The sequence below is a fragment of the Xanthomonas sp. NCPPB 1132 genome (assembly GCF_056629235.1).
Map to the genome: position 1 here is coordinate 4,620,407 of NZ_CM152819.1, position 24,573 is coordinate 4,644,979.

Genomic DNA, 24,573 nt, shown 5'->3' on the forward strand with positions numbered 1-24,573 from the left:
GCGCGCAGTGCGCGCTCAGAAGGTGAGCTTGACCTGCAGCCCCACCGCCAGCGCGTTGTCGGTACGCGCATAGGCGAAGGTGCCGGGGTTGACGATGTACTGCACGTCCGGCCGCAGCATCAGCCATGGCGTCAGCTGCGCGCTGTAGGACAGTTCGTAGAGTTCCTCGGCGGTGTCGAGCGCGAACACCGGCGCCTCCGGCGGCACGCCGGCGTCGAGCAGCGCCGCCCTCCGCGCGTCGAGCAGGCGGTGGTTGATGTCGGCGCCGACGTAGCCCAGCGCGATGCGGTCCTGGCTGCGCCGGCCGATGCCCTGGTACACGCCGCCCACGGCGTACCAACGGGTGATCTGCGCGGTGGCATGGTCGGACACCATGTACTGGGCGAAGCCGGTGAGGCCGCGGCCGCGCTCGCCGCCGGGCGAATACAGCTTCTGTTCCACCAGCAGGTAGGCGCCGTCGCGGCCGGTGGTGGCGCGCGGGTCCAAGCCCTTGCGCGGCACCCGCGAGGAGTCGTAATAGCCGCCGAACTTGTAGGTGCCCGGGTAGGCGCCGCCGGCGCCCGGCGTCCAGGTGAGTTCGACGGGGAACAGCGAGCCGGTGGTGCCGCGCGCGTCCAGGTCGAACGCGGTGTGCACGTTGTTGTTGGTACTGGGGTTGACCTGGAACCAGCCGACCCGCAGGTTCGCCGCCGGCTTCAGTTGCTGCGCCACCTCCGCGCCCCAGCGTGCGTTCGGATAGTTGTACCAGCCGCTGTTGCCGGACATCGCCAGCGGATGCGCGCAGAACGCGGCGTTGACGAAGTTGGTCAGCAGCGTGTGCGCGCCGAACTGGTTGCCCATCGCGTAGAAGCCGGCCTTGATGTAGCTGCGCCCGTCGTTGAAGCGGCGGTCGTAGCTCAGTTCGGTCAGCCGGGTGAACTGGCCGCCGTAGGCTTCCTGGATCGGGAAGCGGTTGCCGAGCAGGTCGGCCGAGGTGCTGCGGCCGCGGCGGTCGTTGACGGTCACGTGCAGCGTGCCGCCGTCCCAGCCAGCGAGTTTCGCCAGGTCCAGGTCCACGCCCAGCCGCACTTGCTGCGCGTAGCGCGCGCCGCGCTCGCCGCGGCCGCCGTCGACCAGACCCATGGCTTCGCCGACGTAGTCGCCGCGCACATTGACGCCGCGCCGCAGCCAGTCGCTGCGTGTGCCGTCCCAGTCGCCGGTCAAAGTGCTGTGCGCCAAGTCGGTGGCGTCCTGCGCGGCGGCAACGGCCGGGACGAAGGCGATGGCCACGGCCAGCAACGACCAGGCCGGCAACGACGGCAGGCGGTGCGGCGCACGCGCGCCGGCGGAGACGGCGCGGCTCACGGCGTCACCGCCAGCGGTGCGCTCAGCGGCGAGGTCGCGCCATCGTCGCTGGTGACGGTGGCGGTGAGCGTGGCCAATCCTGCGCTGTCGCCGTCCAGCGGCAGCGCGAAGCGGCCCTGTCCCTGCGCATCCACCGCCGCCTCGACGCGGCCGAGATAGCGTTCGGCTTCGTCGTCGCCGCGGCGGCGATTGCCGAACAGCTCCACCGTGTACAGATGGCCGGGACGGCCGACGAAGCTGCCCTGCACCTGCGGCACGCCGGCGCCGCGTTCGATCGTGCGCAACTGCGGGGCGGCCTGGCCGAAGTTCGGCGCAGGCTGGCAACCGTCCGCCGCCGCGGCGGCGCCGCAGATCGTCGCGCGCTTGCGCGGGTCCGGATCGACGCCGATGCCGCGCGAGCCGACGAAGGGCGCATGCTCCAGGCCCGGCACGTCGAACACGATGGCGCCACGCGGCTGGCCGGGCACGCAGGCGCCGCCGGCGAAACAGCGCTCGATCTTCAGGCCGTTGCCGGACAGCAGGTTGGCGCTGAACCGGTTGGCTTCGCTGCGCGGCTGCGGGCGCACCGCGATGCCGATGCCGTTGCCGGCCAGGCGGTTGCCCTCGATCAGGTTGTCGCGGCCGGTGACGCTGACCCCGATCGAATTGCCGGCGAAGTCGTTGTCGGCGATGGTGTTGCGGTTGCCCCAGTTGATCTGCAACCCGTCGGAGTAGCGCTCGAAGCGGTTGCGCAGCACGGTGTTGTCGTTGCCCCACAGGATCTCGATGCCCTGCGAGGGCTCGGGGTTGGCGTCGGTGGAGCGGAACAGGTTGTCGGCCACCAGGTTCCAGGCCGCGCCGCGGGTCAGTTCCAGGCCGTCGCCGTTGTCGAGGAAGGTGTTGCGCTCGATGCGGTTGCGCACCGTGGTGGTGGCGGTGGACTGGCCGTTGCCGTCGTCGCCGGTCAGCATCACCCCGGCGCCGCCGTGGTTGGCGACGATGCGGTTGTCGCGCAGCACATTGTCGCTGGCGCGGTTGAGCAGCACGCCGATGCAGAAGTTGCGGATCTCCAGGCCGCTCAGTTCCACGCCCTGGGTGTCGCGCAGCACCAGGCCCGGCAGCGTGGTGCTGCGCACGTTGGTGCCGAACTGGCCCTTCTCCGCGCCCGGGCAGGCGGCGGTGCCCTTGCCGTGGATGTAGCCGGCGCCGTCGATGGCGATGTACTGGCCATCGTGCGCCCGCGCCAGGCCCACCACCTGCAGCGGCCCCTGCAGCGCCGGCAACGGCGCGCGCGGGCGGATCACGTACGGCGGCGCGCCCACCGCGGCGATCTCGATGCGGTAACGGCCGGGCGCCTGGTTGGCGGTGGTGATCGCCCAGCGCAGCGATCCCGGGGCATCGTCGTCGGCGTAACGGTCCACGGTGAGCACGCTGCGCTCCGGCGGCGCCGGCTCGGCCTGGTAGGCGCGCACGGCACCGGGAAGCAGGGCCGCCGCCAACAGGGCCAGGCCGCGGAAAAACGCACAGGACATGCACCATCTCCAACAGGATCGGGACCGCACCGGCGGCGGGCGGCGCCGCGGCCGCCAGCGGCGCACGCGTCGCGCGCTGCCAGGCGCCGGGACAGCGGCAACGCTAGTTTTATCGCACTGCACCATTCAAGTGCGAATATCGATTCGCGGTGCGTTTATCGCACAATTGGCCGCTGTCGACCGCGCCGCAAGGCCAGGTGCATGGCGCTATGCGGCGGCGGCCCTGCGCGCGATCAGCCGATGCACGCGCTTGCCGGAGGAGGCGCTGACGACCTCGTGGTCGTCGAGCACCTGCACGCCGGCGCCCAGCGCCGCACGCATCCGCGCCGCATCCAGCACGGCATACAGGCGGCCATGCGCATCGCGCGGCGCGTCGTTTCCGGCCACCCGCCAGCTCAGGTACAAGGTGCCCTCCGGCATCAGCAGCTCTGCCAGCCGCGCGGCGGCAGCCGCGTCCGCCTGGTCGAGATGCATCACCACCGTTTCGCACAGCACGTTGCGAAACGCGCCGGACGGGACGCCGGCCAGTGCCAGCAATGCGGCCAGTTCGAACCGCAGGCCGCGGTAGCGCCGCCGCGCCTCCTCGAGCAGCCCGGCGCTCGCATCGTAGCCGCACACCTCGAAACCGCGCGCTGCGAGCCAGGCCGTATCGCGCCCCGCGCCGCAGCCGACGTCGGCGGTCGGCCCCGGCGCGAAATGCCGCCGGAGCAGTGCGTACATGTCCTCGGGCGGGGCCTGGTCGCGCCAGTCCTGCGCATAGCGCGCGGCATCGGCGTCGTAGGCCGCGACGGTCGGGCGGTCCACCATGGCGATTGCTCCGCAACGGCGTCGCACGACGCCCGGCGTAGCTTAGTCCTTGCGTGCGACACGCGTCGGGGGACGCGCCCGCGGCGGCCGGCCCCAGCGACCGCGCTATCATCGGCGCCCGCGTGGCCGCCGGCCGCCCACCGCCGGAGAGCGCCGTGTCCCCGATCCGCCCCTACCTCGACAAGACCCCGCAGCTGGGCGCGCGCGTCTATGTGGACCCGGCCTGCACCCTCATCGGCGACGTGGTGCTGGAGGACGACGTGTCGGTGTGGCCGGGCACGGTGATCCGCGGCGACGTCAACTACGTGCGCATCGGCGCGCGCAGCAACATCCAGGACGGCACCATCATCCACGTCAGCCACCACAGCCCCTACAACGCGGCCGGCTACCCGACCCTGATCGGTGCGGACGTGACCGTCGGCCACGGCACCATCATCCATGCCTGCACCATCGAGGACCTGTGCCTGATCGGTATGGGCGCGTGCATCCTCGACGGCGCCACGGTGAAGAAGTACGGCTTCGTCGGCGCAGGCGCGGTGGTCGGCCCTGGCAAGACCGTCGGCGAAGGCGAGCTGTGGCTGGGCAATCCGGCGCGCAAGGCGCGCATGCTCAGCGACAAGGAGATCGAGAGCCTGCACTACTCGGCGCAGCACTACGTGCGGCTGAAGGGTCGCTACCTGGACGCGGCCGCGGCAGCGCCGCAGTAGCCCGCACCGCTACTCGGCCGCCAACGCCAGCAAGGCACGGCCGATCGGGCGCGGCGTCTCGCTGCGCAACACCACGCTGGTGGTCACCGCGCCGAAACGCGCCAGGGCATCGATGACCGGCTCCAGCTGCGCCGGCGCGGGCACCAGCACGCGCAGCACGAAGCAGTCCTCGCCGGTGACCCGATGCACGTCCAGCACCTGCGGCATCTGCGCGAACAGCGCCAGGCACGCGCCGATCTGCGCATGCGTGGTGCGCAGGCGGACGATGGCCGAGGTCGCCAGGCCCAGCGCGCGCGGATCGACCCGGGCGGTATAGCCGGTGATCACGCCCTGCTCCTCGAGCCGGCGCACGCGCTCGGACATCGCCGGCTGCGACAGGCCGATGCGCCGACCCAGGGCCGCCAGAGCGATGCGGCCGTCGCACTGCAGCGCCTCCAGGATCGCGTAATCCAGGGCATCGCCCCGCCAGGTCTTCGCCGCCACTCGCTCGCCCCTTCCTCATGCACCGTGGATTCATCGGAAAACCGTCGCTTGCGCCGATGCATCGCCATGGCGATGCCAGGCAGGCAGCGCGACACTCACGCTTTCTTCCGACGGAGCGTAGCGCATGCAGGACGTGGTGATCGTGCCGGGCATCGGCGACTCGGGACCGGAGCACTGGCAAACCCTCTGGCAGCGGCACGACCCGCGCATGCGCCGGCTGCAACCGGCGTCGTTCGCGCATCCGCAACTGCACGACTGGCTGCGCGCGCTCGACCATTGCGTGCAGCACTGCGCCACGCCGCCGCTGCTGGTCGCGCACAGCCTGGGTTGCCTGCTGGTCGCGCATTGGGCCGCGCGTGCCGAACGCCTGCCGCGCGGCGCCTTCCTGGTCGCGGTGCCCGATCCGGACAGCGCTGCGTTCCCGCATGCGCAGGCGGCCAGCTTCGTCCCGGCGCCGGTGACGCCGCTGCCGTTTCCCAGCCTGATCGTGGCCAGCAGCGACGATCCCTACGCGGCACCGTCCTACAGCCGCCGCTGCGCAGCCGCCTGGGGCAGCGGACTGGTGGAACTCGACCGCCTGGGACACCTCAATGCCGCCAGCGGCCTGGGCGCATGGCCGCACGGCGCGCACTTGCTGGCCGCCTTCGACGCCGGCCTCGGACCCGCACCGGCCTCGCCCGCCTGAGCGCTGCCGACGCCTCCCCGGCAGGACGCCGCGCGACGCCGTGGAGGGGAAAAAAGCGCGCGCGCGACTGGCGCGCTTCCTGCGCCTGCGCGACACTATGCGTCTCTGGCGTGGGGACGCCACCGAACGAATGGAATCGCAGATGCTCAAGATCTCGCTGCGCGGCCTGCTGGCCGCTTTTTGCTGTGCGCTGTGCTTCAGCGCCGTCCCGGCGCTGGCCCAGGACAGCGGCCCGGACATGACCGCCGAGCAGTTCGTCGGCACGCTGCATTTTCGCGACGGCCACATCGAGGTCCCGCAGGCCAAGGTGCATTTCGACCTCGGCCCGGAATTCCGCTACCTGGACAAGACCGATGCGCGGCGGGTGCTGGAGAGCTACTGGGGCAACCCGCCCGACGACGACGTGCTGGGCCTGATCGTGCCGCGCCGGCCGGCGCTCGACGAGAAGGGCAGCTGGGCGGTGGTGGTCACCTATTCCGATGACGGCTACGTGTCCGACGAGGACGCCAGCAAGATCGACTACCAGGCCATGCTCAAGGACATGCAGGAGGCCACCCGCGAGGAGAACACGCAGCGCAAGAAGGCCGGCTACGAGCAGGTCGACCTGGTCGGCTGGGCGGTGCCGCCGCGCTACGACACCGGCAGCAAGAAGCTGTACTGGGCGCGCGAGCTGGCGTTCGCAGGCGAGCGCGAGCACACCCTCAACTACGACATCCGCGTGCTCGGCCGGCATGGCTACCTCAGCCTCAATGCGGTCTCGGGCATGGGCGAACTGGCGCAGGTGCGCGCGGGCATGCAGCAGTTGCTGCCGATGGCCGAGTTCGACAGCGGCGCCCGCTATGCCGACCACAACCCGTCCACTGACAAGATCGCCAGCTACGGCCTGGCCACCCTGATCGGCGGCGGCCTGGCGGCCAAGGCCGGCCTGTTCGCCAAACTCGGCCTGCTGCTGGCCAAGGCCTGGAAGCTGGTGCTGGTCGGCCTGATGGGCCTGGTCGCCGGCGTGCGCAAGCTGTTCGGCGGACGCCAGCGCGACGGCGGCACGGTGCGCTGACCGGCACCGCCGTCACGCTGGGCAATTCACGCCACCCCGGCTAAAGTTCCGTGTCGGAGCAGGACGCAGTCGAGAGCAGCATGCCGCCACAGGCAGCCGGCCGAACGGAAGGACGGCCTCCCCACATCGCAGGCGTCAGTGTCCGCCGCACCATGCGGCGGCGGTAAGGGGCATGCTCGATACCTATCGCGAAGTCGTCACCCCCGAAGGCGTGCCGCTGCATCTGCCGGCCGCCGGCGCGGTGCCGCGCGCGTTGGCCTGGCTGATCGACCTGGCGCTGCGCTTCGCCCTGCTCGCCGCCATGGGCATGCTCCTCGGCCTGCTCGGCGGCCTCGGCCAGGGTCTGTACCTGGTGGCGATGTTCCTGGTGTTCTGGGCCTACCCGATCGTGCTGGAGGGCTGGCGCGGCCAGACCCTGGGCAAGCAGGCGCTGGGCCTGCGCGTGGTGGCGCGCAACGGCGCGCCGGTGGGGTGGATGGCCGCGATCACCCGCAACCTGCTGCGCACCGTGGACATGCTGCCGTTCGGCTATGCCGTCGGCCTGATCGCCTGCCTGTTCGATGCCCATTCGCGGCGCCTGGGCGACCTGGTCGCCGGCACGCTGGTGGTGCACCAAGCGCCGCGCGAGGACGAGGCGTTGCCGCCGATCGCCAGCGCCCTCGCACCGCCGCGGCCGCTGCTGCCGGCCGAACAGGCGGCGCTGATCGCCTTCGCCGAGCGCGCGCCGCGGCTCACCCCGGAGCGGCAGCTGGAACTGGCCGCGCTGGCGCAGCCGCTGACCGACACGCCGGGCCAGGCCGGAGTGCTGCGCCTTTACGCGATGGCCAACTGGTTGCTGGGCCGCCGATGAAACAGGAACAGTTCGTCCTCCGCCATCAGCACGAGTGGCAGGCGTTCGAGGCCTGGCTGCAGCGCAGCGGCAGCGCGCGCAAGCCGGCGCCGACCGCCACCGACACGCCCAGCGATGCCACGGCCGCGGTCGCGCCGCCGCATCCGCAGCAACCGCCGCCGCTCGCCGACGAGGACGTGCCGGCGCGCTACCGGCGCCTGTGCCAGCAGCAGGCGCTGGCGTGCAAGCGCGGCTACAGCCCGCAGGTCACCGCGCGCCTGCAGCACCTGATGCAGCAGGGCCACACCGTCCTGTACCGGGCGCCGCGTCCGCGCTGGCGGCGCGCGGCGGAATTCCTGTTCGCCGAATTCCCGCAGGTGGTGCGCAGCCAGGCCGGCTACATGGCCGCGGCCACCGCGCTGTTCGTGGTGCCGCTGGTGACCATCTTCGTGCTGCTGCAGTTCCGTCCGGAACTGATCCACGGGCTGATGGATCCGATGCAGGTCAGCCAGATCGAGCGCATGTACGACCCCGCCGCCAGCGCGCAGAAACTCGGCCGCGACAGCGGCACCGATTGGCAGATGTTCGGCCACTACATCATGAACAACATCAGCATCGGTCTGCGCACCTTCGCCAGCGGCCTGCTGGCGGGACTGGGCACGGTGCTGGTGCTGCTGTTCAACGGCATCACCATCGGCGCGGTGGCCGGGCACCTGCACCAGATCGGCTACGGCGTCACCTTCTGGCGCTTCGTCGCCGGGCATGCGCCGTTCGAACTGACCGCGATCGTGATCGCCGGCGGCGCCGGCCTGCAGCTCGGCCTGAAGGTGCTGGTGCCGGGACGGCGGCGACGCATCGATGCGCTGGTCGAAGGCGGCAAGATCGGCGCACGGCTGTGCCTGGGCGTGGCCGCGATGCTGCTGGTGGCCGCCTTCATCGAGGCGTTCTGGTCGTCCATCGCGACCGTGCCGGCGTGGATCAAGTACAGCGTGTCGGCGCTGCTGTGGACGCTGGTGCTGACGTGGCTGTGGCGCGGCGGCCGCGGCCGGGTGGAGGCCATCGATGCGGATTGAGCGCCTGGACGTGGTGCTGCGCGCACGCTCGGCCTGGGAAGCGATGGAACTGGGCACCGCGCTGGTCCGTCGCCACGCCGGGGCGATCTGGAAGCCATGGGTGCTGGTCACCCTGCCGCTGTGCGTCGCGCTCAACCTCGGCGCCTGGGCGATCGACCGGCTGTGGCTGGCGTCGCTGTTGCTGTGGTGGCTGAAGCCGGTGCTGGACCGGATCCCGCTGTTCGTGATCTCGCGCGCGGTGTTCGGCGACGTACCGCGCGTGCGCGACACCGTGCGCGCGCAGGGCGCCTGGGGCTGGCGCACGCTGCTCGGCTACCTGACCTGGCGCCGGCTGAGCCCGGCACGCAGCGTGTTCATGCCGCTGGAGTTGCTGGAAGGCGCCAGCGCCGACCAGCAGCGCGAGCGCCGCCGCACCCTGGGCGGGGCCATCTACGGCCATGCGCTGCTGCTGGCCAGCGTGTGCTGGCATTTCGAGGCGATGCTGTGCGTGGCCTGCATCGCCACGATCTTCATGTTCGTGCCCATCGACCTGCTGCCGGAAACCGCGCGCGCGGCCTGGGCGCTGATCGGCGACCAGACGCCGGCATGGGCGGACATCGGCTTCAACGTCATCGGCTGGCTGGCGATGACCCTGATCGAACCGTTCTTCGTCGGCGCCGGCTTCGGCCTGTACCTCAACCGGCGTACCCAGCTCGAAGCCTGGGACGTGGAGATGGCGCTGCGCCGGATGGCCGCGCGCCTGCGCGGCGCCGCGCCGCTGGCGCTGCTGTGCGTGGCCCTGCTTGCCGCGCCGGCCGCGGCGCTGCGTGCACAACCGGTGGCCGAGGACGCGGCAACGCAGACCGCGGCGGCGCAGGATGCGCCCGCGGACGACACGCGCGATGGCGATGGCGAGACCGACCCCGCGACGGACACCGACGCGGACGCCGACACCAACGCAAACGCCGAGACCGACGACAAGGCCGCGGCCGCGCCCGCCGCCGACACCCACCACCACAACGCCGAACACCCGGTCCCGCTGGACGAAGTGTTCGACACAGAGCCCGCCGCCGATGCGCGCTTCGCCCGCGCCGCCGACCGTGCCTACGCCGACCCGCTGCTGACCGCCAAGCGCACCATCGGCTACTGGAAGAAGCGCAATCCCGACGAACCGCCCAAGCCGGACGACAAGCAGCAAGACCTCACCCCGTTCGGCAAATGGATCAAGGCCGCGGCCCAGGCCATCGCCTTCGTCGGCCGCTGGGGCATGTGGCTGCTGGCGGGAATCCTGCTGCTGGTGCTGCTGCTCACCGCCAGGCACTGGCTGCCGTGGATGCGCGGCACCGGGCGCCGGCGCGCGACGGTGGCGGCGGCGCCGGAGCACGTGCCGGTGCTGGCGCCGCAACCGCTGCCCGACGACGTGGCGACGGTGGCGCGACGTGCCTGGCGCGAGGGCCGCCACCGTGATGCGCTGGCGCTGCTGTACCGGGCCAGCGTGGCGACGCTGTGCGAACGCGCCGACCTGGTGCTGCCGCCCAGCGCCACCGAGGCGCAGTGCCTGCGCGCCGCGCAACGCCTGCCCGACGACGCCGACCGCGGCCTGTTCGCGCGCATGGTGCGGGTCTGGCAGCACGCCGCCTATGCTGGCCGGCTGCCGGAGGATGACGCCTTCGACACGCTGGTCGACGAGCTGCAGCGCCAGTTCCGGTGGCAGGCATGAACAGCGGCACGCGCAATGCGCTGATCTTCCTGGTCGGCCTGCTGCTGGTCAGCGTCGGCGCGGCCTGGTTCTTCGGCCGCTACGAACGCGCCGAGCGGGAGATCGTGCTGCCGCCGCGCGGCGAGGCCGCCTACAACCCGCTGTACGCGCTGCGCCAGACCCTGCGCGCCGACGGCGTGCGCGCCGAGTCGCGGCAACGCCTGGACCTGGCGGCGATGCGCCTGCGCCCGCACGACAGCGTGGTGCTGTATGGCGACCCGCGCATGCTCGGCAAGGCCGATGGCGACACCCTGCTGGATTGGGTGGAGCACGGCGGACATCTGGTGCTGCGCACGCCCACCGTCGAGGTCAAGCGCGGCGACGTGCCGATCCTGGAAGCACTGGACATCACCGTCGAGGCAAGCAGCCCGGACAACTGCCTGATGATGGCGGTGCCCGGCGCGGCGCCGCAGAAGGTGTTCTGCGACGGTCGCCGCTTCCACATCGATCCGGACACCCCCGACAACTGGTGGAGCGGCGAGGACGACGACTTCGTGTTTGCGCGCGTGCCCTACGGCGACGGCAGCGTGGACGTGCTGTCGGAGCTGGATTTCCTCGAGAACCAGGACAACCGGCTCGGCAGGATGTTCGAGGATTCGCCGATGGAGAACGACCCGATGCTGCGCAGCGGCGGATTGCGCGAGGCCGGCAACCGCCTGCTGGCGCGGCAGGTGCTGGGGCCGAACTACGGCCAGGGCACCATCCACCTGATCTACTCGGCCGAACTGCCGTCGCTGTGGCGCACCCTGTTCACCCGCGGCTGGCCGGCCTGGCTGCCGGCGCTGCTGATCCTGCTGGCCTGGCTGTGGTCGCGCATGCAGCGCTTCGGGCCGCTTCGCGCCGCGCCGGCCGAGGATCGCCGCTCGCTGCTGGAGCACGTGCGTGCCAGCGGCGAACACCTGCTGCGCTTCGGCCGCGCCGACCTGCTGCACGCGGCGGTGCGCGAGGCGTTCCTGGCGCGGCTGCGCCGGCGCGCACCGCTCGCCGCCGCGCTGGACGGCCCGGCCCAGGCCGCCGCCATCGCCGACCGCCTGCAACTGCCGGTAGCGCAGGTCGAACAGGCGCTGCAGCCGCCGCCGCCCAATCAACCCGCCGCCTTGCGCGAGCGCATCCGCCTCCTCGTCCAGATGAGAAACCAGTTATGACCACCGCCCCCTCCGACGCCGTCGCGCCGCTCGCCGGCCCTGCCCTGATCGAACGCGCCGAGGCGATCCGCGCCGCGGTCGGCCACGCCTTCATCGGCCAGCCGGAGGTGCTGGAGCAGATCCTGATCGCGCTGCTGGCCGGCGGCCATGTGCTGATCGAGGGCGTGCCCGGCCTCGGCAAGACCCTGCTGGTGCGCGCGCTGGCGCAGGCGCTGGAACTGAACTACGCACGCGTGCAGTTCACCCCGGACCTGATGCCCAGCGACGTCAGCGGCCACGCCGTGTACGACCCCAAGACCGAGAGCTTCAAGATCCGCCGCGGCCCGGTGTTCACCCACCTGCTGCTGGCCGACGAAATCAATCGCGCCCCGGCCAAGACCCAGTCGGCGCTGCTGGAAGTGATGCAGGAAGGCCAGGTCACCATCGAAGGCACGGCCTTCCCGCTGGCGCCGCCGTTCCTGGCCCTGGCCACGCAGAACCCGGTCGAGCAGGAAGGCACCTATCCGTTGCCGGAAGCGCAGCTGGACCGCTTCCTGCTGAAGATCCTGATCGACTACCCGCAACTGGAGGACGAGGCGCGCATGGTCGCCGCGGTCACCAGCGGCCGCAGCGCCGGCGACTTCGACCTGTCGCAGGTGCCGCGCGTGCTCGGCGCCGAGGACGTGGTGGCGATGCAGGCCAGCACCGCCGCCATCGCGGTGGACCCGCAGGTGATCGACTACGCCGTGCGCATCGTCGCCGCCACCCGCCGCTGGCCGGGCATTGCGCTCGGCGCCGGCCCGCGCGGCAGCATCGCCCTGGTCCGCGCGGCGCGCGCGCAGGCGGTGCTGTCCGGCCGCGACTTCGTCATCCCCGACGACATCCGCGACGTGGCCAAGCCGGCCCTGCGCCACCGCATCGCCCTGGCCCCGGAACTGCAGATCGAAGGCCAGAGCGCCGACGACGCCCTCAGTGCGCTGCTGGCCAAGGTGGAGGCACCACGGAAATGAGCGGGGAGTCGGGAATGGGGAATGGGGAATGGGAAAAGCCGGGGTTCCCGGCGTTTCCAGCTATTCCCGATTGCAGTGAGCTGACGAACGCAGCGATGCGTCGCGCTACAGCGCTGCCGCTTTTCCCATTCCCCATTCCCCATTCCCCCCTCCCGGCCACCCAGCGATGAGACCCGCCCCGCTCCTGCTGGCCTTGCTCGCGCTGTGGGCGCTGTGCGGCCTGGCCGTGGCGCTGGGCTGGCTGCCGCTGTGGAGCTGGCAGGCGATCGCGGCGGGCATCGCGCTGGTCGCGGCGCTGGATGCGTGGCGGCTGTGGCGGCGGCCGACGCCGCAGGTGCGCCGCGAGCTGCCCGAAGCGCTGCCGCTGGGCGTGCAGCGCGAGGTGGTGCTGCACCTGGACAGCGCGCAGCGCCAGCGCGTGGACCTGTTCGACCTGGTCCCCAGCGGCTGGGAGCTGCAGGGCCTGCCGCAGCGCCTGACCCTGCCCGCCGCGCACCAGACCCAGGTGCGCTACCAATTGCGCCCGACCGCGCGCGGCCGCGTCGTCTTCGACGGCACCCACCTGCGCCTGCATGCGCCCTGGCGCCTGTGGCGGCAGCAACGCCTGGCCGGGCCGGCGCAGACCGTGCGCGTGTACCCGAACTTCGCGCCGCTGACCCGCTTCGCCCTGTTCAGCGCCGAACAGGCCTCGCGTCTGGTCGGCGCGCACCTGAAGCGGCGCCGCGGCGAAGGCACCGACTTCCACCAGATGCGCGAGTACCGGGTCGGCGACAGCCTGCGCCAGATCGACTGGAAGGCCACCTCGCGCGCGCGCAAGCTGATCTCGCGCGAGTACCAGGACGAAAAGAACCAGCAGTTGCTGATGCTGATCGACACCGGGCGGCGGATGCTGGCCAGCGAGTCCGGCCTGTCGCACTTCGACCATGTGCTCAATGCGGCGCTGGTGGTGTCGTACCTGGCACTGCGCCAGGGCGATGCGGTGGGCATGATGGCCAGCGGCGGCGACGCGCGCTGGGTGGCGCCGCAGCGCGGCATGGCCACGGTCGACGTGCTGCTGCGCGCCAGCTACGACCTGCAACCGCAGCCGGTGGCCACCGACTACCTGGCCGCGGCCACCGAACTGTCGCTGCGCCAGCGCCGCCGCGCGCTGGTGATGCTGGTCAGCAACGTGCGCGACGAGGACATCGAAGACCTGCTGGCCGCGGTGCGCCTGCTGCAGCGCCGCCACCTGGTGTGCGTGGCCAGCCTGCGCGAGCGCGAGCTGGACCAGGCGCTGAGCGAGGAGGTCCACGACCTGCCGCAGGCCGTGCAGGCTGGCGCGGTGGCGCGCTACCTGCAGCAACGCAGCGCCGCGCACGAGGCGCTGCGCAGCCACGGGGTGATGGTGCTCGACGTCACCGGCGAGGAACTGCCCGCCGCCCTGATCGAGCGCTACCTGGCGGTGAAGCGCGACGGGTTGCTGTAGCGCGCCCTGGCCAGGGCGGCGTTGCGCCTTCCCGTGCTTGGTTTGGATGCCAGCAGCCAGCACAGTGCCGTCGCGTGGCAACGCAGGTGCGAGCGGTTGTTGTTCCACTGCAATTGCCGCCCCCATGCAGGAGCGGCTTCAGCCGCGACGGGCGTTCACCGGGACTCTGTCGCGGCTGAAGCCGCTCCTACAGTGCACTCGATGCAGGCCACCGAAAGAGACTGAGCGGCACGCCCCCATCGATTGCGCAGATCGCGCGAATCACCTGAAAGGCAAAACACGCACGGACGCTGCTTACACACCCGACGTCGCAGGCACGGACGGCAGCTGCGCACTGGCCTGCTGCAGACGCTGCAAGGTCCGCAGCATCAGCGGCCGATGCCGTGCCAGCTTCATCCACGCCGGCAACCGCGCCACCATCGAGCGCCCGAACAGGCCACGGCGTTCGCGCAGCGTCGCCGCCACGTAGTCCTGCAACTCCTGCAGATGGCGCGGGTTGTAGGCCCACAGCACGCCGGCGCGGGTCGGCGCGACCAGCGCCAGCGGCATGCCGAAATGCGGATCGTGGGGCGAGCCGTCGCGCACGCGCCGCGGCTGCACCGCCACTGCGCAGTCCTTGCGACACGACGCGCAGCGGCCGGGCAAGGTCTTGGGCGGCGGTACAGCGGCGGCTGACACTGCGCAGACATGCACCCACTGATGTCCGCAGTGGCCGCAGGCCCGGCGGCCGACCAACTGCACCATTCCTACCCAGTCGTCCGCCGCACTGTCCAACGCAGCGCTGCACTGCCCGCAACGGAAGCGTGCCTGCCAGCGATACGGCTCCCACTGCGCCAGCACCCAGCCTGGCGCGCCGCAGCGATGACAGCGCACCGCCACCTGGTCGGCATAGGCAGCCAACGGCGTTCCGTCGTTGCGATGCCGACGCGGCGCATCAGGCGACGCCGTGTCGGCGCGCGACACCGACTCACGCATACAGCACGCCCGGCCGCGCGTCTTCGACGATGGCATGCGGCAGGAACCGCGCGCTGTCACGGGTGATCGGGCCGTCGTCCTCGCGGATGCCGATGCCGCAGGCGCGGTCGCCGACGATCCAGCTGCCGACCATCGGGTAACGACCCTCGAACGCCGGAAGCGGATGTGCCTGCTGGCGGATGTAGGGCCCGGCATAGGGGCCGTCGCTCTCCAGCACACTGCCATCGTCCAGGTGCAGCGCGATGTTGGCGCCCTCGCGCGAATGCAGCGGCTTGCGCACCCAGCCCGGCGGCAACGTGGTGCCGTCGTCGAACACGGCCGGCAGCAGGTTCGGGTGGCCGCGATGGCGCTCCCACAGCAGCGGCAGGATGCCCTTGTTGCTGAGCAGCGCCTTCCACGGCGGCTCCAGCAGGCGCAGGCCCGAGCCCGGCAGGGCCTGGCCGAAGCGCTCGGCGAACATGTCCTCCAGCGGATACAGCTTGAACAGCGCGCCGATCACCGTGTCGTCCAAATCGGTATAGCGGCCGTCGCTGGACAGGCCGATGTCCTCGATGGCGATCAGCTCGCCGCCGACGCCGGCCTGCGCGGCGCAGTCGCGCAGGTAGGCGACCGTGCCTTGGTCCTCTTCCGAATCGCGCACCGCGGCGAAGTACAGCGGCGGCGGCAACCCGCCGGCGAGCGCGGCGAAGCGCTCCAGCAAGGCTTCGTGGATGGAGTTGAACTGGTCGGCGTCGTCCGGCAGGCGGCCCTGCGCGCGCTGATCCTCCAGCCACTGCCACTGGAAGAACGCCGACTCGAACAGCGAGGTCGGCGTGTCGTAGTTCAGTTCGTACAGCTTGGCCGGGCCGCGACCGTCGTAGGCCAGGTCCAGGCGCCCGTAAAGATGCGGCTCGCGGCGACGCCAGCTGTCGGCGATCCAGTCGCGGAACGCCGGCGGAATCGCCAGCCGCTGCATCAGCGCCTCGCTGGCGACGATCTCGTCGAGCAGGCCCATCGCCATCGCGTGCAGTTCGGCGCTGGGATCTTCCAGGTCGCGCTCGATCTGGCGCAGGCTGAACGCGTAGTAGGCGCGTTCGTCCCAGTAGCGCTGACCGTCGATGGTGTGGAAGCGGAAACCGTACTCCGCGGCCTGGGCGCGCCAGTCGCCGCGCTCGACGATCGCGATGCGTTTCATGCGGGGTCTCGTGCGTTGAGGAAAAAAGCCGGACTCAGCTGCCGAAGCCGCGCCCACCGGCGGATTCGCCGAAACCGCCGCGGCTGACGGTGACCGCCCGGTTCGGCGTGGCGCCGATATGGGTCATGGTCTGGTTGCCGCGCAGCATCGTGCCGCTGCTCACCGCACCGGCGCCGCCGGAATAGGATGCCGGCCGCTGCCACTGGTTCTGCCGGTCCTGGTAGGCGGGGGCCGCATTGAACCCGGCGGCGCGGTTGTTGTTGAGCATCTGCGACAGGAAGAAGCCGGTCATCATCGGCCCGATGAAGGAATGGCCGTGGCTGTCGCGCTGCTCCACGCAGCGATCTTGCGCATAGTCCTGCGCGCATTGCTCGCGGCTGGCGTACTTGGGCCCCTGTTCCGCCGCCTGCTTCTGCGCCTGCGCGAAGGCCTCGCGGCAGGTGGCGATGTCGTGGGTCTGCGCCACACAGGCATCCACCGAGGTGTAGAGACCTTCCTGGGCCTTGGCTTCCGGCTCGCGCCCGCAGGCGGTGAACAGCAATGGTGCCGCGCTCATCAGCAACAACGCGGTCGTCTTTGACCTTTTCATGGCAACGTCTTCCTGAGTCCAGGCACGATGATGCCCGGTTCCGCCGGCCGCGGAAACCCGCGGCCGGCGGTTGGACCTCGCTGCTGACGCAGTCGCGACGCGTCAGCTCTTCGGCGGCGGCGGCACGTAGCTGGACAGGCGCGCGTCGAAATACGGCTGCACCGCGGCGATATTGGACTTGACCTGGATGTCCATGCCGACGTCGCGGCTCATGCCCAGCACGTCGTTGTCCGGCCAGCCGGGCCCGAAGCACCACTGCGTGCTGGGGATGTTGTTGGCCTGCAGGTGCGCGAGCATGCGCTTGGTCGCCAATTCCGCGCTGGCGTTGCCGGCCGGATAGCCGTGCTCGCCGAGAAAGCCGCGCTTGCCTCTGCGTGCCAGCCAGTCGATGAACGGCGTGACCATCTCGATGCCGGTGTCCGGCGCAACGTTCTCATTGGGATTGGCCCAGGCGCCGCCTCCGCGGCCCTCGTTATCCAGATAGTTGTGCGCCTCGTAGACGATGCGGTCGTACGGGTCGGGGATCGTGTCCAGGGTGTTCGACGCCTCTTTCCACCGGCGGGCGCTAGCGTACTCGTTGCCGCAGACGAACACGTAATGCGACCGGTCGAAATCGAAGATGCGCGCCGCGGTGGCGGTGGCGGTGCGCAGCCAGTGGTCGGCCATCACCAGCTTGCTGCCGTCGGCGTTGTACTCCGGTCCCTCGTAGGGTTCGTTCATCAGGCCCCAGCCGAAGATCGCCGGATGCGAGCGGAAGCGCTGCACGATGCGGCTCCACAGATCCGGCAGGCCGGCGGCGTTGTACAGCGTGCAGCCCGGCGTGCCGATCACGCGGTACTCGTAGAGCTTGAGCAGGTTGTCGGCCGGGTCGAAGTAGGCCAGGTACAGGAAATTGCCCTTTCGGTAGGTGCCGTTCCACACCGCCTGGTCGGCGGGGTCGGTGACCGCGCGTCCGTCCGGCCCGATCAATTGCCCGGAGCCATCGCGCCGGTAACCGGACTTGCTCGCGACCTTGATCGGCAGGCGCATGTAGTCGTGCAGCTCCAGGATCGCCACCTTGCCGCGCAGCGCGAGCCGGTCCAGCACTTGCTCGACCTGGTCGCAGTACGTGGCGTTGAGCGGCATGCCCTGACCGGTGCTGAAGCGTGCGGCGGTGGTGGGCAGGCGGAACAGCGGGCAGGCGCCAGCGGCGACGATGTGCTGGTCGCGGATGTCGCGGTAGTGCCGGTCGATGATGGCGTTGTCGACGAAGTTGTTGGACGCCAATCCGGACAGGTTGAGGCCGGCGAACGGCAGCGTGCCCGCGGCGCGGGCCTGGCCGCCGAGGCCCCACAGCGCGGCGCCGGCGGCGATGCCGACACCGGCGCGCAGCACGCTGCGGCGGCCCGGATCGGCCGGGGTGGACACAAGGGACGGGGCGGGGGAGGAAACAGCGGAAGACGACGAACGCACATGCCGAAGCATGGACACCTCCTGTGGTCATGATGGGCGAGCCGGGCCTACGCCCCCTGACGCACCGGCCACCGCAGTCTGCCAAGCGTGTTCGGGCAGGTCTGCGAACCGCTTCTCACTCCTGGCCGGGGGCGCGGTGGCGCCAGCGTGCGTGCTAACGTGGTCGGCCCACCCGGTGGATGCCCAGGACGGTTGCAGCAGCAACGATCCGATCGCGCCACCATCGCCAGCCTCCCCGCCCGCTCGTTCGCTGCTCCCATGCCCGACTATCGCTCCAAGACCTCCACCCACGGCCGCAACATGGCCGGTGCCCGCGCGCTGTGGCGCGCCACCGGCATGCAGGACGCCGACTTCCACAAGCCGATCATCGCCATCGCCAATTCCTTCACCCAGTTCGTGCCCGGCCACGTACACCTGAAGGATCTCGGGCAACTGGTTGCGCGCGAGATCGAGCGCGTCGGCGGCGTAGCCAAGGAGTTCGACACCATCGCCGTGGACGACGGCATCGCCATGGGCCACGACGGCATGCTGTACTCGTTGCCCAGCCGCGAGATCATTGCCGACTCGGTGGAGTACATGGTCAACGCGCACTGCGCCGACGCACTGGTGTGCATCTCCAACTGCGACAAGATCACCCCCGGCATGCTGATGGCCGCGCTGCGCCTCAACATCCCCACCGTGTTCGTCTCCGGCGGGCCGATGGAAGCCGGCAAGACCAAGCTCGCCGACCACAACCTGGACCTGATCGACGCGATGGTGATCGCCGCCGATCCCACCGCCTCCGACGAGAAGGTCGCCGCGTTCGAGCGCAGCGCCTGCCCCACCTGCGGCTCCTGCTCGGGCATGTTCACCGCCAACTCGATGAACTGCCTGACCGAAGCGCTGGGCCTGGCCCTGCCCGGCAACGGCACCGTGGTCGCCACCCATGCCGACCGCGAGCAACTGTTCCTCAAGGCCGGCCGCACCGCGGTGGAACTGTGCCACCGCTGGTACGGCGCCGAAGACCCGCGCGCGCTGCCGCGCGGCATCGCCACCTTCGAGGCGTTCGAGAACGCGATGACCCTGGACATCGCGATGGGCGGCTCCACCAACACCATCCTGCACCTGCTCGCCGCCGCGCAGGAGGCCGAAGTACCGTTCACCCTGCGCGACATCGACCGCCTGTCCAAGCGCGTGCCGCAACTGTGCAAGGTGGCGCCGAACACGCAGAAGTACCACATCGAGGACGTGCACCGCGCCGGCGGCATCGTCGCCATCCTCGGCGAACTGGCGCGGGGCGGCCTGCTGCACACCGACCAGGCCACCGTGCACAGCCGTACCCTCGCCGACGCCATCGCGCAATGGGACATCACCCAGAGCGCCGACCCCGCGGTGCAGACCTTCTACCAGGCCGGCCCGGCCGGCATTCCCACCCAGGTCGCCTTCAGCCAGGCCACGCGCTGGCCGAGCCTGGACGCCGACCGCGCCAGCGGCTGCATCCGCGACGTCGCCCACGCCTACTCGCAGGAAGGCGGCCTGGCGGTGCTCTACGGCAACATCGCCGAGGACGGCTGCGTGGTGAAGACCGCGGGCGTGGACGAATCCATCCACGTGTTCGAGGGCAACGCCAAGGTGTTCGAAAGCCAGGACGCCGCGGCCAAAGGCATCCTCGCCGACCAGGTGCAGGCCGGCGACGTCGTGGTGATCCGCTACGAAGGCCCCAAGGGCGGCCCCGGCATGCAGGAAATGCTTTATCCGACCTCGTATCTGAAGTCCAAGGGCCTGGGCAAGCAGTGCGCCCTGCTCACCGACGGCCGCTTCTCCGGCGGCACCTCCGGCCTGTCGATCGGCCACGCCTCGCCCGAGGCCGCGGCCGGCGGCGCCATCGGCCTGGTGCGCGACGGCGACCGGATCCTGATCGACATCCCGCAGCGCTCGATCAACCTGCAGGTCTCCGACGAGGAACTGGCCGCCCGGCGCGCCGAGCAGGACGCCAAGGGCTGGAAGCCGGCGCAGCCGCGCCCGCGCAAGGTCAGCACCGCGCTGAAGGCGTATGCGCTGCTGGCGACCAGCGCGGACAAGGGCGCGGTGCGGGACAGGGCGTTGCTGGACGGGTGAGCCCGCGTCAGGCTCAGGTCGCAGGCGGCAGCAGCCGGCGATCGAGCGGGCTGCGCACCGCCGAGGCACCGCGTCCCAGTACGTGGGTGTAGAGCTGGGTAGTCGTCACGTCCTTGTGGCCGAGCAGCTCCTGCACCGTACGGATGTCGTGACCGGCTTCCAGCAGATGCGTGGCGAAGGAATGCCGCAGCGTGTGGCAACTGGCCGGCTTCTCCAGTCCCGCCTGCCGACAAGCCGCCTTGACCGCGCGCTGCAGCCCCTTCTCGTCCACATGATGCCGGCGCACCGCGCCGCCGCGCGGATCGACGCTGCGGCGCGGCGCCGGGAACAGGTACTGCCAGCCAGTCTCGCGCGCCGCGTTCGGATACTTGCGTGCCAGCGCCTGCGGTAGCCAGACCTCGCCATGACCCGCCTGGAGATCGCGCGCATGCACGCGCCGGGCTTCGTCCACCTGCGCCAGCAACGCCGCGCGCAGCGATTGCGGCAGGATCGTGCGGCGGTCCTTCCCGCCCTTGCCATCGCGCACCACGATCTCCTTCCGGCCGAAATCCACGTCCTTGATGCGCAGGCGCACGCATTCCATGAGGCGCATACCGGTACCGTAGAGCAGCGCGGCCATCAGCCCGTGGCGACCGTCCATCTGCGCCAACAGTGCGGTCACCTCGCCCTCGCTCAGAACCGTTGGCAGCCGGCGCGGACGCTTGGCGCGCTGGATCTCGTCCATCCAGGGCAGCTCCCGACCCAGCACCTCCCGGTAAAGGAACAGCAACGCGGCCAGCGCCTGGTTCTGCGTGGACGGCGCCACGTTGTCGCGTGCCGCCAGATCGGTCAGGAACGCTTCCACTTCCTGTACCCCCATCGTGTCAGGATGGCGCTTGCCATTGGCCAGAATGAAACGGCGGATCCAAGCGACGTAGGCCTCCTCGGTGCGCTTGGCCCTGCCCAGGCGCCGCAGACGCTCGCGCACCTGATCGAGCAGGCGTGGCGCTTGCTTCTGGCTCGAACCACTTGATGCCGGAGAATGCGTTGAGAGAAGTCGATCCGAGTGATACCGTGCCATGCAGACAAAGCTCGCAGGGGGATGCGACATGTTTACGCACCAGAGTTACACGCCTGGATCGGGGGAAAGCCTTGCAGGGTGTGGGATCATGCATGGAATCAACGTGGGAATTCCCGGACTACGCACCGGCGTTACCGGTGGTTTTGTCTTCGAATAGTAGTTAGGCCCGTAAAAAGCAGAATGCCGCAGGCGGATGTCTGACCGCCTACGGCATTGTTCGCATTACTCTTCGGCTACGATCATGATGCCGCGTTTCGTCACTTGCACTCGTGCTTTCTGACCTACCGCAAATCCTGCCGCTTGCAACCAATCGCCACTTAAACGCAAGAACGGTACTTGTCGTGGTCGGGTCCGACGCTCTATGTCTCTGTGCTGGCTTTCGTAGAACTGATAGCCAACGGTTAAAAAGCGCGGCTCCTGCGGTGCAGTCTTTTTCTTCACGGCCATAGTGGCCTCCTAGCGGATTGTTGAGTTATGCCCCTGTTGAGAGGGCGACCGAGTACTTCAACACCGCCGCTAGACGGCCCCCAGCTTTCCCCGGCAAGCCGGGTCTTGTATGACTGGACGCTACTCGGCCATAGGAACTATGGACGCAAAAAAACCGCGTTTCAGTCGCGGGCACTGCTAGCGGAAGGTATGTTGAGTACCTTGGGTCAATCTAGCGCTCCACCGGCTTGCGGTCAACTCGCGTGCACGGGCCTAACAATTCGTTCAAGCCGACCCCGCATCGTGGCAGCGCCTGCGTGCTTTACGCTACGCTAGCACGCAGTCACCGCCCCGCTGCGGGGCGGCTTAACTCAGGCGTTAGGCGGTAGTGCTGTACGGGCGGCGCGGCTTCCGCCTTCGGCAACAACACTGGCGCTTCAGCAGTCGGCTCCGGTACGCAGTCCTTTCGTCTCCAACCATCTGGTTGGCTACCGCTTCGCCATCCGGCTTCATTGCTTCGCTGCGCTCATTGCCTTTGGCTTCGTTTACATCTGGCTGCAAGCACCTCGGGCAAGCCTCGCAACCGCAATCTGTGGCATGCTCGGCTCGCGGCGGCTGTGCTGGGGAGCACGGTTCATCGTTCACCACCCCCTTGGCACCACCGCCTAACAATTCATTCAAGCCGAAGCTGCTTCGCAGCTCGGCTTAATTCTGGCGTTAGGCGGTAGTGCTGTACGTGCGGCGCGGCTTTCGTCTTCGGCAGCAGCATCGGCGCTTCAGCGGTCGGCTCCGGGGCGCAGTCCTCACGTTCAATGCCACTGAATAGGTCGCCGCTTCGCCCTTTCGCTTCATCGCCCCCGCTGCGCTCATTGCCATTGGCTTCGGTCACATCCCAGCGGCAGGCACCTCGGGCAAGCTCCAAGGCCACTATCTGTGGCATGCTCTGCTCTCGGCGGCAGTGCTGGGGAGTACGGTCCATGGTTCACCATCTTCTGGCACCACCGTCTAACTATTCATTCAAGCCGAAGCTGCTTCGCAGCTCGGCTTAATTCTGGCGTTAGGCCTTATGAAGAATGCTCCACCCGGATACGAATGCCCATTCTGCGGTATTTCGGAGACGCTTCCATCGCCTGCCCGAGAGTCAGCCGTTGTCTTGGTGGATGCCAACGTGTTCGCTCTCGTCCCGACTCACCATTACGCTGGGATAAAGGGTAACTGTCTAGTGATACCTCGGAGCCATTATGAGAACGTGCTGGACATCCCGGAGAACCTTGGCAGCGAGTTCTTTCGTGCTACGCGTCGTCTGACGCAGGCTATGCGGACCGCTTTCCAATGTGAAGGAGTCTCCACTCGACAACACAATGGGCCAGCCGGCAATCAAGATGTCTGGCACTACCATCTTCATGTATTTCCTCGCTACACAAACGACGGGCTGCATACGGGTCAGAAAGCGCCTTACACCATCGAGGAGCGCATAAGGTTTGCGAGCATTCTCCAGGCTGCACTGCGGTAGTGTGCACTTTGCTTGCGGGTCGGGCTGCCGTAGGGCCTAACAATTCATTCAAGCCGACGCCACTTCGCGGCGCGGCTTAATTCAGGCGTTAGGCGGCATGTCAGACCACTTGGTTTTGACTACTAGCTACAAGAACATAGGGGAAAATCATGGGTAGATGGGCAATACTGGCGTTCTTCGCATTGGCTGGCACAGCTCAATCAGAGGATGAGAACATTCATTCGCGCGAGATGCTCGAAAAGGCGATGAATAAACGCAGCACTTCGGTTGCGTATTGGCGCAATCATGGCGCTACTGAGCAAACCAGATGGATGCCGGTTTCTAAATTGAGCTTGGTGGATATGAAGTCAGTTGTGTCCTCCGGCAATACGGTCACTGCGTGGGTTCGCACGGATGTGCTGGCCGGATCAATGCCTGGAATTTCAGAGGACAGTTCTTTGATCCAGCGAACCATCTTCTATTGCGACAGCCGAAGAACGTCAGTGCAAGCGGCCGTTCTCCGCGATGCCGCCGGCAATCCTTTGAGCACAGACGATGCGCCTAAGCCAACGACTGATGTTGCTCCGGGAAGCAATGCAGAATGGCTTCTTGAGTGGGCATGTAAGTAAACTGCAAGCGTGGCTTGTGTAGCAAGAGCAAAGATCCGCGTAAGGTTGACTTACATATAGGATGAAGTTTCCCCCTATAGTCAGCCAGTGGATTTGCCAAAGCACAAGTCGCCCCTCCCAACTTTCATCCAATGACGCCTGACAGTTCATTCAAGCAGACGTCGCTCCGAAAATTGGGCTTAACTCAGGCGCTCGGTCACAGTACCACTAAATCAACAGAGAGGTCTAAATGAGTTCTTATTACGTAAACAACAACCCTCAATTGACGGGTGAACACGAGGTACACAAGGAGACTTGTGCTTTTCTCCCGACTAACAAGACCTATCTTGGCGTATTCTTTAATTGCAAAGATGCTATCGCTGCTGCCAGGGGCTACTACAGCAACGTCGATGGCTGCTTCTGGTGCTCCAGGGACTGCCATACCCGCTAAGTAGCCTAACAACTCAATCAAGCCGAACTGGCTTCGCCAGTCGGCTTATCTCGGACGTTAGGCGGTGGTGCTGTACGTGCGGCGCGGCTTCCGTCTTCGGCAACAGCACTGGCGCTTCAGTGGTCGGCTCCGGGGCGCAATCCTCACGTCCATTGCCAGCGGCTTGGTCACTGCTCCGCCGCCGCGCTTCACCGCTCCCGCTGCACTCACTGCCTTGGCTTCGGCCACATCCGGCTGCCAGCACATCGGGCAAGCCTCGCGACCGCAATCTGTGGCATGCTCGGCTCGCGGCGGCAGTGCTGGGGAGCACGGTCCATGGTTCACCGCCTCCTTGGCACCACCGCCTAACAATTCATTCAAGCCGACGCCGCTTCGCGGCGCGGCTTAATTCAGGCGTTAGGCGGTAGTGCTGTACGGGC

Annotated in this window: 23 protein-coding genes; 12 read left to right on the forward strand and 11 right to left on the reverse strand. The window is 68.9% G+C overall.

What is annotated here, in order from left to right:
* Positions 1-15: 15 nt before the first annotated feature.
* The 3 genes from AC1G9L_RS19815 to AC1G9L_RS19825 form a co-directional block, all read right to left on the reverse strand.
* Entirely contained in the window at positions 16-1,344 is a 1,329-nt protein-coding gene (locus tag AC1G9L_RS19815; RefSeq protein WP_481069787.1) for a carbohydrate porin, read from the reverse strand.
* A complete protein-coding gene (locus AC1G9L_RS19820; protein ID WP_481069788.1) occupies positions 1,341-2,855 on the reverse strand; it encodes a right-handed parallel beta-helix repeat-containing protein in 1,515 nt (504 codons plus the stop codon). Before AC1G9L_RS19820 ends, AC1G9L_RS19815 begins: the two co-directional genes overlap by 4 nt.
* Positions 2,856-3,062: 207 nt before the next feature.
* Positions 3,063-3,662, reverse strand: coding sequence for a methyltransferase domain-containing protein (locus tag AC1G9L_RS19825; RefSeq protein ID WP_481069789.1), 600 nt, complete (start codon positions 3,660-3,662; stop codon positions 3,063-3,065).
* Between the two features lie 155 nt (positions 3,663-3,817).
* On the opposite strand from AC1G9L_RS19825, the gene AC1G9L_RS19830 reads away from it, so the two are divergent.
* A complete protein-coding gene (locus AC1G9L_RS19830; RefSeq protein WP_010340356.1) occupies positions 3,818-4,369 on the forward strand; it encodes a gamma carbonic anhydrase family protein in 552 nt (183 codons plus the stop codon).
* A 9-nt stretch (positions 4,370-4,378) separates the two neighbouring features.
* On the opposite strand, the gene AC1G9L_RS19835 is transcribed toward AC1G9L_RS19830, so the two are convergent.
* A complete protein-coding gene (locus tag AC1G9L_RS19835; protein ID WP_010340355.1) occupies positions 4,379-4,852 on the reverse strand; it encodes an Lrp/AsnC family transcriptional regulator in 474 nt (157 codons plus the stop codon).
* 124 nt (positions 4,853-4,976) lie between these two features.
* Here AC1G9L_RS19835 and AC1G9L_RS19840 point away from each other — a divergent pair, with 124 nt between their 5' ends.
* From AC1G9L_RS19840 to AC1G9L_RS19875, 8 genes are all read left to right on the forward strand, one after another.
* Positions 4,977-5,537 (forward strand): alpha/beta hydrolase, encoded by a 561-nt coding sequence (locus AC1G9L_RS19840; RefSeq protein WP_019800505.1) that lies wholly within the window; start codon positions 4,977-4,979, stop codon positions 5,535-5,537.
* A 130-nt stretch (positions 5,538-5,667) separates the two neighbouring features.
* Positions 5,668-6,591, forward strand: a complete 924-nt coding sequence (locus AC1G9L_RS19845; RefSeq protein ID WP_019800506.1) for a DUF2167 domain-containing protein — start codon at positions 5,668-5,670, stop codon at positions 6,589-6,591.
* Between the two features lie 172 nt (positions 6,592-6,763).
* A complete protein-coding gene (locus AC1G9L_RS19850) occupies positions 6,764-7,441 on the forward strand; it encodes an RDD family protein (protein ID WP_209245107.1) in 678 nt (225 codons plus the stop codon).
* On the forward strand, positions 7,438-8,493 hold the full coding sequence (locus AC1G9L_RS19855) for a stage II sporulation protein M (RefSeq protein ID WP_481069790.1): 1,056 nt from the start codon (positions 7,438-7,440) through the stop codon (positions 8,491-8,493). The genes AC1G9L_RS19850 and AC1G9L_RS19855 overlap by 4 nt, the downstream gene beginning before the upstream one ends.
* Positions 8,483-10,192, forward strand: a complete 1,710-nt coding sequence (locus AC1G9L_RS19860; protein ID WP_481069791.1) for a DUF4129 domain-containing protein — start codon at positions 8,483-8,485, stop codon at positions 10,190-10,192. Before AC1G9L_RS19855 ends, AC1G9L_RS19860 begins: the two co-directional genes overlap by 11 nt.
* Entirely contained in the window at positions 10,189-11,376 is a 1,188-nt protein-coding gene (locus AC1G9L_RS19865; protein WP_481069792.1) for a DUF4350 domain-containing protein, read from the forward strand. Before AC1G9L_RS19860 ends, AC1G9L_RS19865 begins: the two co-directional genes overlap by 4 nt.
* Positions 11,373-12,365, forward strand: coding sequence for an AAA family ATPase (locus tag AC1G9L_RS19870; RefSeq protein WP_481069793.1), 993 nt, complete (start codon positions 11,373-11,375; stop codon positions 12,363-12,365). Before AC1G9L_RS19865 ends, AC1G9L_RS19870 begins: the two co-directional genes overlap by 4 nt.
* Positions 12,366-12,531: 166 nt before the next feature.
* On the forward strand, positions 12,532-13,830 hold the full coding sequence (locus AC1G9L_RS19875) for a DUF58 domain-containing protein (protein WP_481069794.1): 1,299 nt from the start codon (positions 12,532-12,534) through the stop codon (positions 13,828-13,830).
* A 294-nt stretch (positions 13,831-14,124) separates the two neighbouring features.
* On the opposite strand, the gene AC1G9L_RS19880 is transcribed toward AC1G9L_RS19875, so the two are convergent.
* The 4 genes from AC1G9L_RS19880 to AC1G9L_RS19895 all read right to left on the reverse strand — a co-directional run bounded on the left by AC1G9L_RS19880 (position 14,125) and on the right by AC1G9L_RS19895 (position 18,032).
* A complete protein-coding gene (locus AC1G9L_RS19880) occupies positions 14,125-14,730 on the reverse strand; it encodes a hypothetical protein (RefSeq protein ID WP_481069795.1) in 606 nt (201 codons plus the stop codon).
* A gap of 67 nt (positions 14,731-14,797) precedes the next feature.
* Complete coding sequence (locus tag AC1G9L_RS19885; RefSeq protein ID WP_019800927.1) at positions 14,798-15,979, reverse strand: glutathionylspermidine synthase family protein; 1,182 nt, start codon at positions 15,977-15,979, stop codon at positions 14,798-14,800.
* Between the two features lie 34 nt (positions 15,980-16,013).
* Entirely contained in the window at positions 16,014-16,568 is a 555-nt protein-coding gene (locus tag AC1G9L_RS19890) for a DUF1190 domain-containing protein (RefSeq protein WP_209245121.1), read from the reverse strand.
* 102 nt (positions 16,569-16,670) lie between these two features.
* Positions 16,671-18,032 (reverse strand): glycoside hydrolase family 5 protein, encoded by a 1,362-nt coding sequence (locus tag AC1G9L_RS19895; protein WP_481069796.1) that lies wholly within the window; start codon positions 18,030-18,032, stop codon positions 16,671-16,673.
* 246 nt (positions 18,033-18,278) lie between these two features.
* Here AC1G9L_RS19895 and ilvD point away from each other — a divergent pair, with 246 nt between their 5' ends.
* The gene (ilvD, locus tag AC1G9L_RS19900) at positions 18,279-20,117 is read left to right on the forward strand and encodes a dihydroxy-acid dehydratase (protein WP_019800549.1); all 1,839 of its coding nucleotides are present in this window, start codon (positions 18,279-18,281) and stop codon (positions 20,115-20,117) included.
* Positions 20,118-20,130: 13 nt separating this feature from the next.
* Here the strand turns inward: ilvD and AC1G9L_RS19905 are convergent, their stop codons facing one another.
* The 3 genes from AC1G9L_RS19905 to AC1G9L_RS19915 all read right to left on the reverse strand — a co-directional run bounded on the left by AC1G9L_RS19905 (position 20,131) and on the right by AC1G9L_RS19915 (position 22,582).
* Positions 20,131-21,177, reverse strand: coding sequence for an integron integrase (locus AC1G9L_RS19905; RefSeq protein WP_481071198.1), 1,047 nt, complete (start codon positions 21,175-21,177; stop codon positions 20,131-20,133).
* 222 nt (positions 21,178-21,399) lie between these two features.
* Positions 21,400-21,624, reverse strand: a complete 225-nt coding sequence (locus tag AC1G9L_RS19910) for a SymE family type I addiction module toxin (protein ID WP_481069797.1) — start codon at positions 21,622-21,624, stop codon at positions 21,400-21,402.
* A 652-nt stretch (positions 21,625-22,276) separates the two neighbouring features.
* Positions 22,277-22,582 carry a hypothetical protein gene (locus tag AC1G9L_RS19915; RefSeq protein WP_481069798.1) on the reverse strand — a complete coding sequence of 102 codons (306 nt, stop codon included), beginning with the start codon at positions 22,580-22,582 and terminating at the stop codon, positions 22,277-22,279.
* Positions 22,583-22,669: 87 nt separating this feature from the next.
* Between AC1G9L_RS19915 and AC1G9L_RS19920 the strand changes: the two genes are divergently transcribed.
* On the forward strand, positions 22,670-23,116 hold the full coding sequence (locus tag AC1G9L_RS19920) for an HIT family protein (RefSeq protein WP_481069799.1): 447 nt from the start codon (positions 22,670-22,672) through the stop codon (positions 23,114-23,116).
* Positions 23,117-23,265: 149 nt separating this feature from the next.
* Positions 23,266-23,724 (forward strand): surface-adhesin E family protein, encoded by a 459-nt coding sequence (locus tag AC1G9L_RS19925; protein ID WP_481069800.1) that lies wholly within the window; start codon positions 23,266-23,268, stop codon positions 23,722-23,724.
* The last annotated feature ends 849 nt before the right edge of the window (positions 23,725-24,573 follow it).

What these genes read in the sequence shown, in the direction of transcription:
- AC1G9L_RS19820 (WP_481069788.1), bottom strand. Translation starts at nt 2,855, where the DNA reads ATGTCCTGTGCGTTTTTCCGCGGCCTGGCCCTGTTGGCGGCGGCCCTG.
- AC1G9L_RS19825 (WP_481069789.1), bottom strand. Translation starts at nt 3,662, where the DNA reads ATGGTGGACCGCCCGACCGTCGCGGCCTACGACGCCGATGCCGCGCGC.
- AC1G9L_RS19840 (WP_019800505.1), top strand. Translation starts at nt 4,977, where the DNA reads ATGCAGGACGTGGTGATCGTGCCGGGCATCGGCGACTCGGGACCGGAG.
- AC1G9L_RS19845 (WP_019800506.1), top strand. Translation starts at nt 5,668, where the DNA reads ATGGAATCGCAGATGCTCAAGATCTCGCTGCGCGGCCTGCTGGCCGCT.
- AC1G9L_RS19850 (WP_209245107.1), top strand. Translation starts at nt 6,764, where the DNA reads ATGCTCGATACCTATCGCGAAGTCGTCACCCCCGAAGGCGTGCCGCTG.
- AC1G9L_RS19855 (WP_481069790.1), top strand. Translation starts at nt 7,438, where the DNA reads ATGAAACAGGAACAGTTCGTCCTCCGCCATCAGCACGAGTGGCAGGCG.
- AC1G9L_RS19860 (WP_481069791.1), top strand. Translation starts at nt 8,483, where the DNA reads ATGCGGATTGAGCGCCTGGACGTGGTGCTGCGCGCACGCTCGGCCTGG.
- AC1G9L_RS19865 (WP_481069792.1), top strand. Translation starts at nt 10,189, where the DNA reads ATGAACAGCGGCACGCGCAATGCGCTGATCTTCCTGGTCGGCCTGCTG.
- AC1G9L_RS19870 (WP_481069793.1), top strand. Translation starts at nt 11,373, where the DNA reads ATGACCACCGCCCCCTCCGACGCCGTCGCGCCGCTCGCCGGCCCTGCC.
- AC1G9L_RS19875 (WP_481069794.1), top strand. Translation starts at nt 12,532, where the DNA reads ATGAGACCCGCCCCGCTCCTGCTGGCCTTGCTCGCGCTGTGGGCGCTG.
- AC1G9L_RS19885 (WP_019800927.1), bottom strand. Translation starts at nt 15,979, where the DNA reads ATGAAACGCATCGCGATCGTCGAGCGCGGCGACTGGCGCGCCCAGGCC.
- AC1G9L_RS19890 (WP_209245121.1), bottom strand. Translation starts at nt 16,568, where the DNA reads ATGAAAAGGTCAAAGACGACCGCGTTGTTGCTGATGAGCGCGGCACCA.
- AC1G9L_RS19895 (WP_481069796.1), bottom strand. Translation starts at nt 18,032, where the DNA reads ATGCTTCGGCATGTGCGTTCGTCGTCTTCCGCTGTTTCCTCCCCCGCC.
- ilvD (WP_019800549.1), top strand. Translation starts at nt 18,279, where the DNA reads ATGCCCGACTATCGCTCCAAGACCTCCACCCACGGCCGCAACATGGCC.
- AC1G9L_RS19905 (WP_481071198.1), bottom strand. Translation starts at nt 21,177, where the DNA reads ATGGCACGGTATCACTCGGATCGACTTCTCTCAACGCATTCTCCGGCA.
- AC1G9L_RS19910 (WP_481069797.1), bottom strand. Translation starts at nt 21,624, where the DNA reads ATGGCCGTGAAGAAAAAGACTGCACCGCAGGAGCCGCGCTTTTTAACC.
- AC1G9L_RS19915 (WP_481069798.1), bottom strand. Translation starts at nt 22,582, where the DNA reads ATGGACCGTACTCCCCAGCACTGCCGCCGAGAGCAGAGCATGCCACAG.
- AC1G9L_RS19920 (WP_481069799.1), top strand. Translation starts at nt 22,670, where the DNA reads ATGAAGAATGCTCCACCCGGATACGAATGCCCATTCTGCGGTATTTCG.
- AC1G9L_RS19925 (WP_481069800.1), top strand. Translation starts at nt 23,266, where the DNA reads ATGGGTAGATGGGCAATACTGGCGTTCTTCGCATTGGCTGGCACAGCT.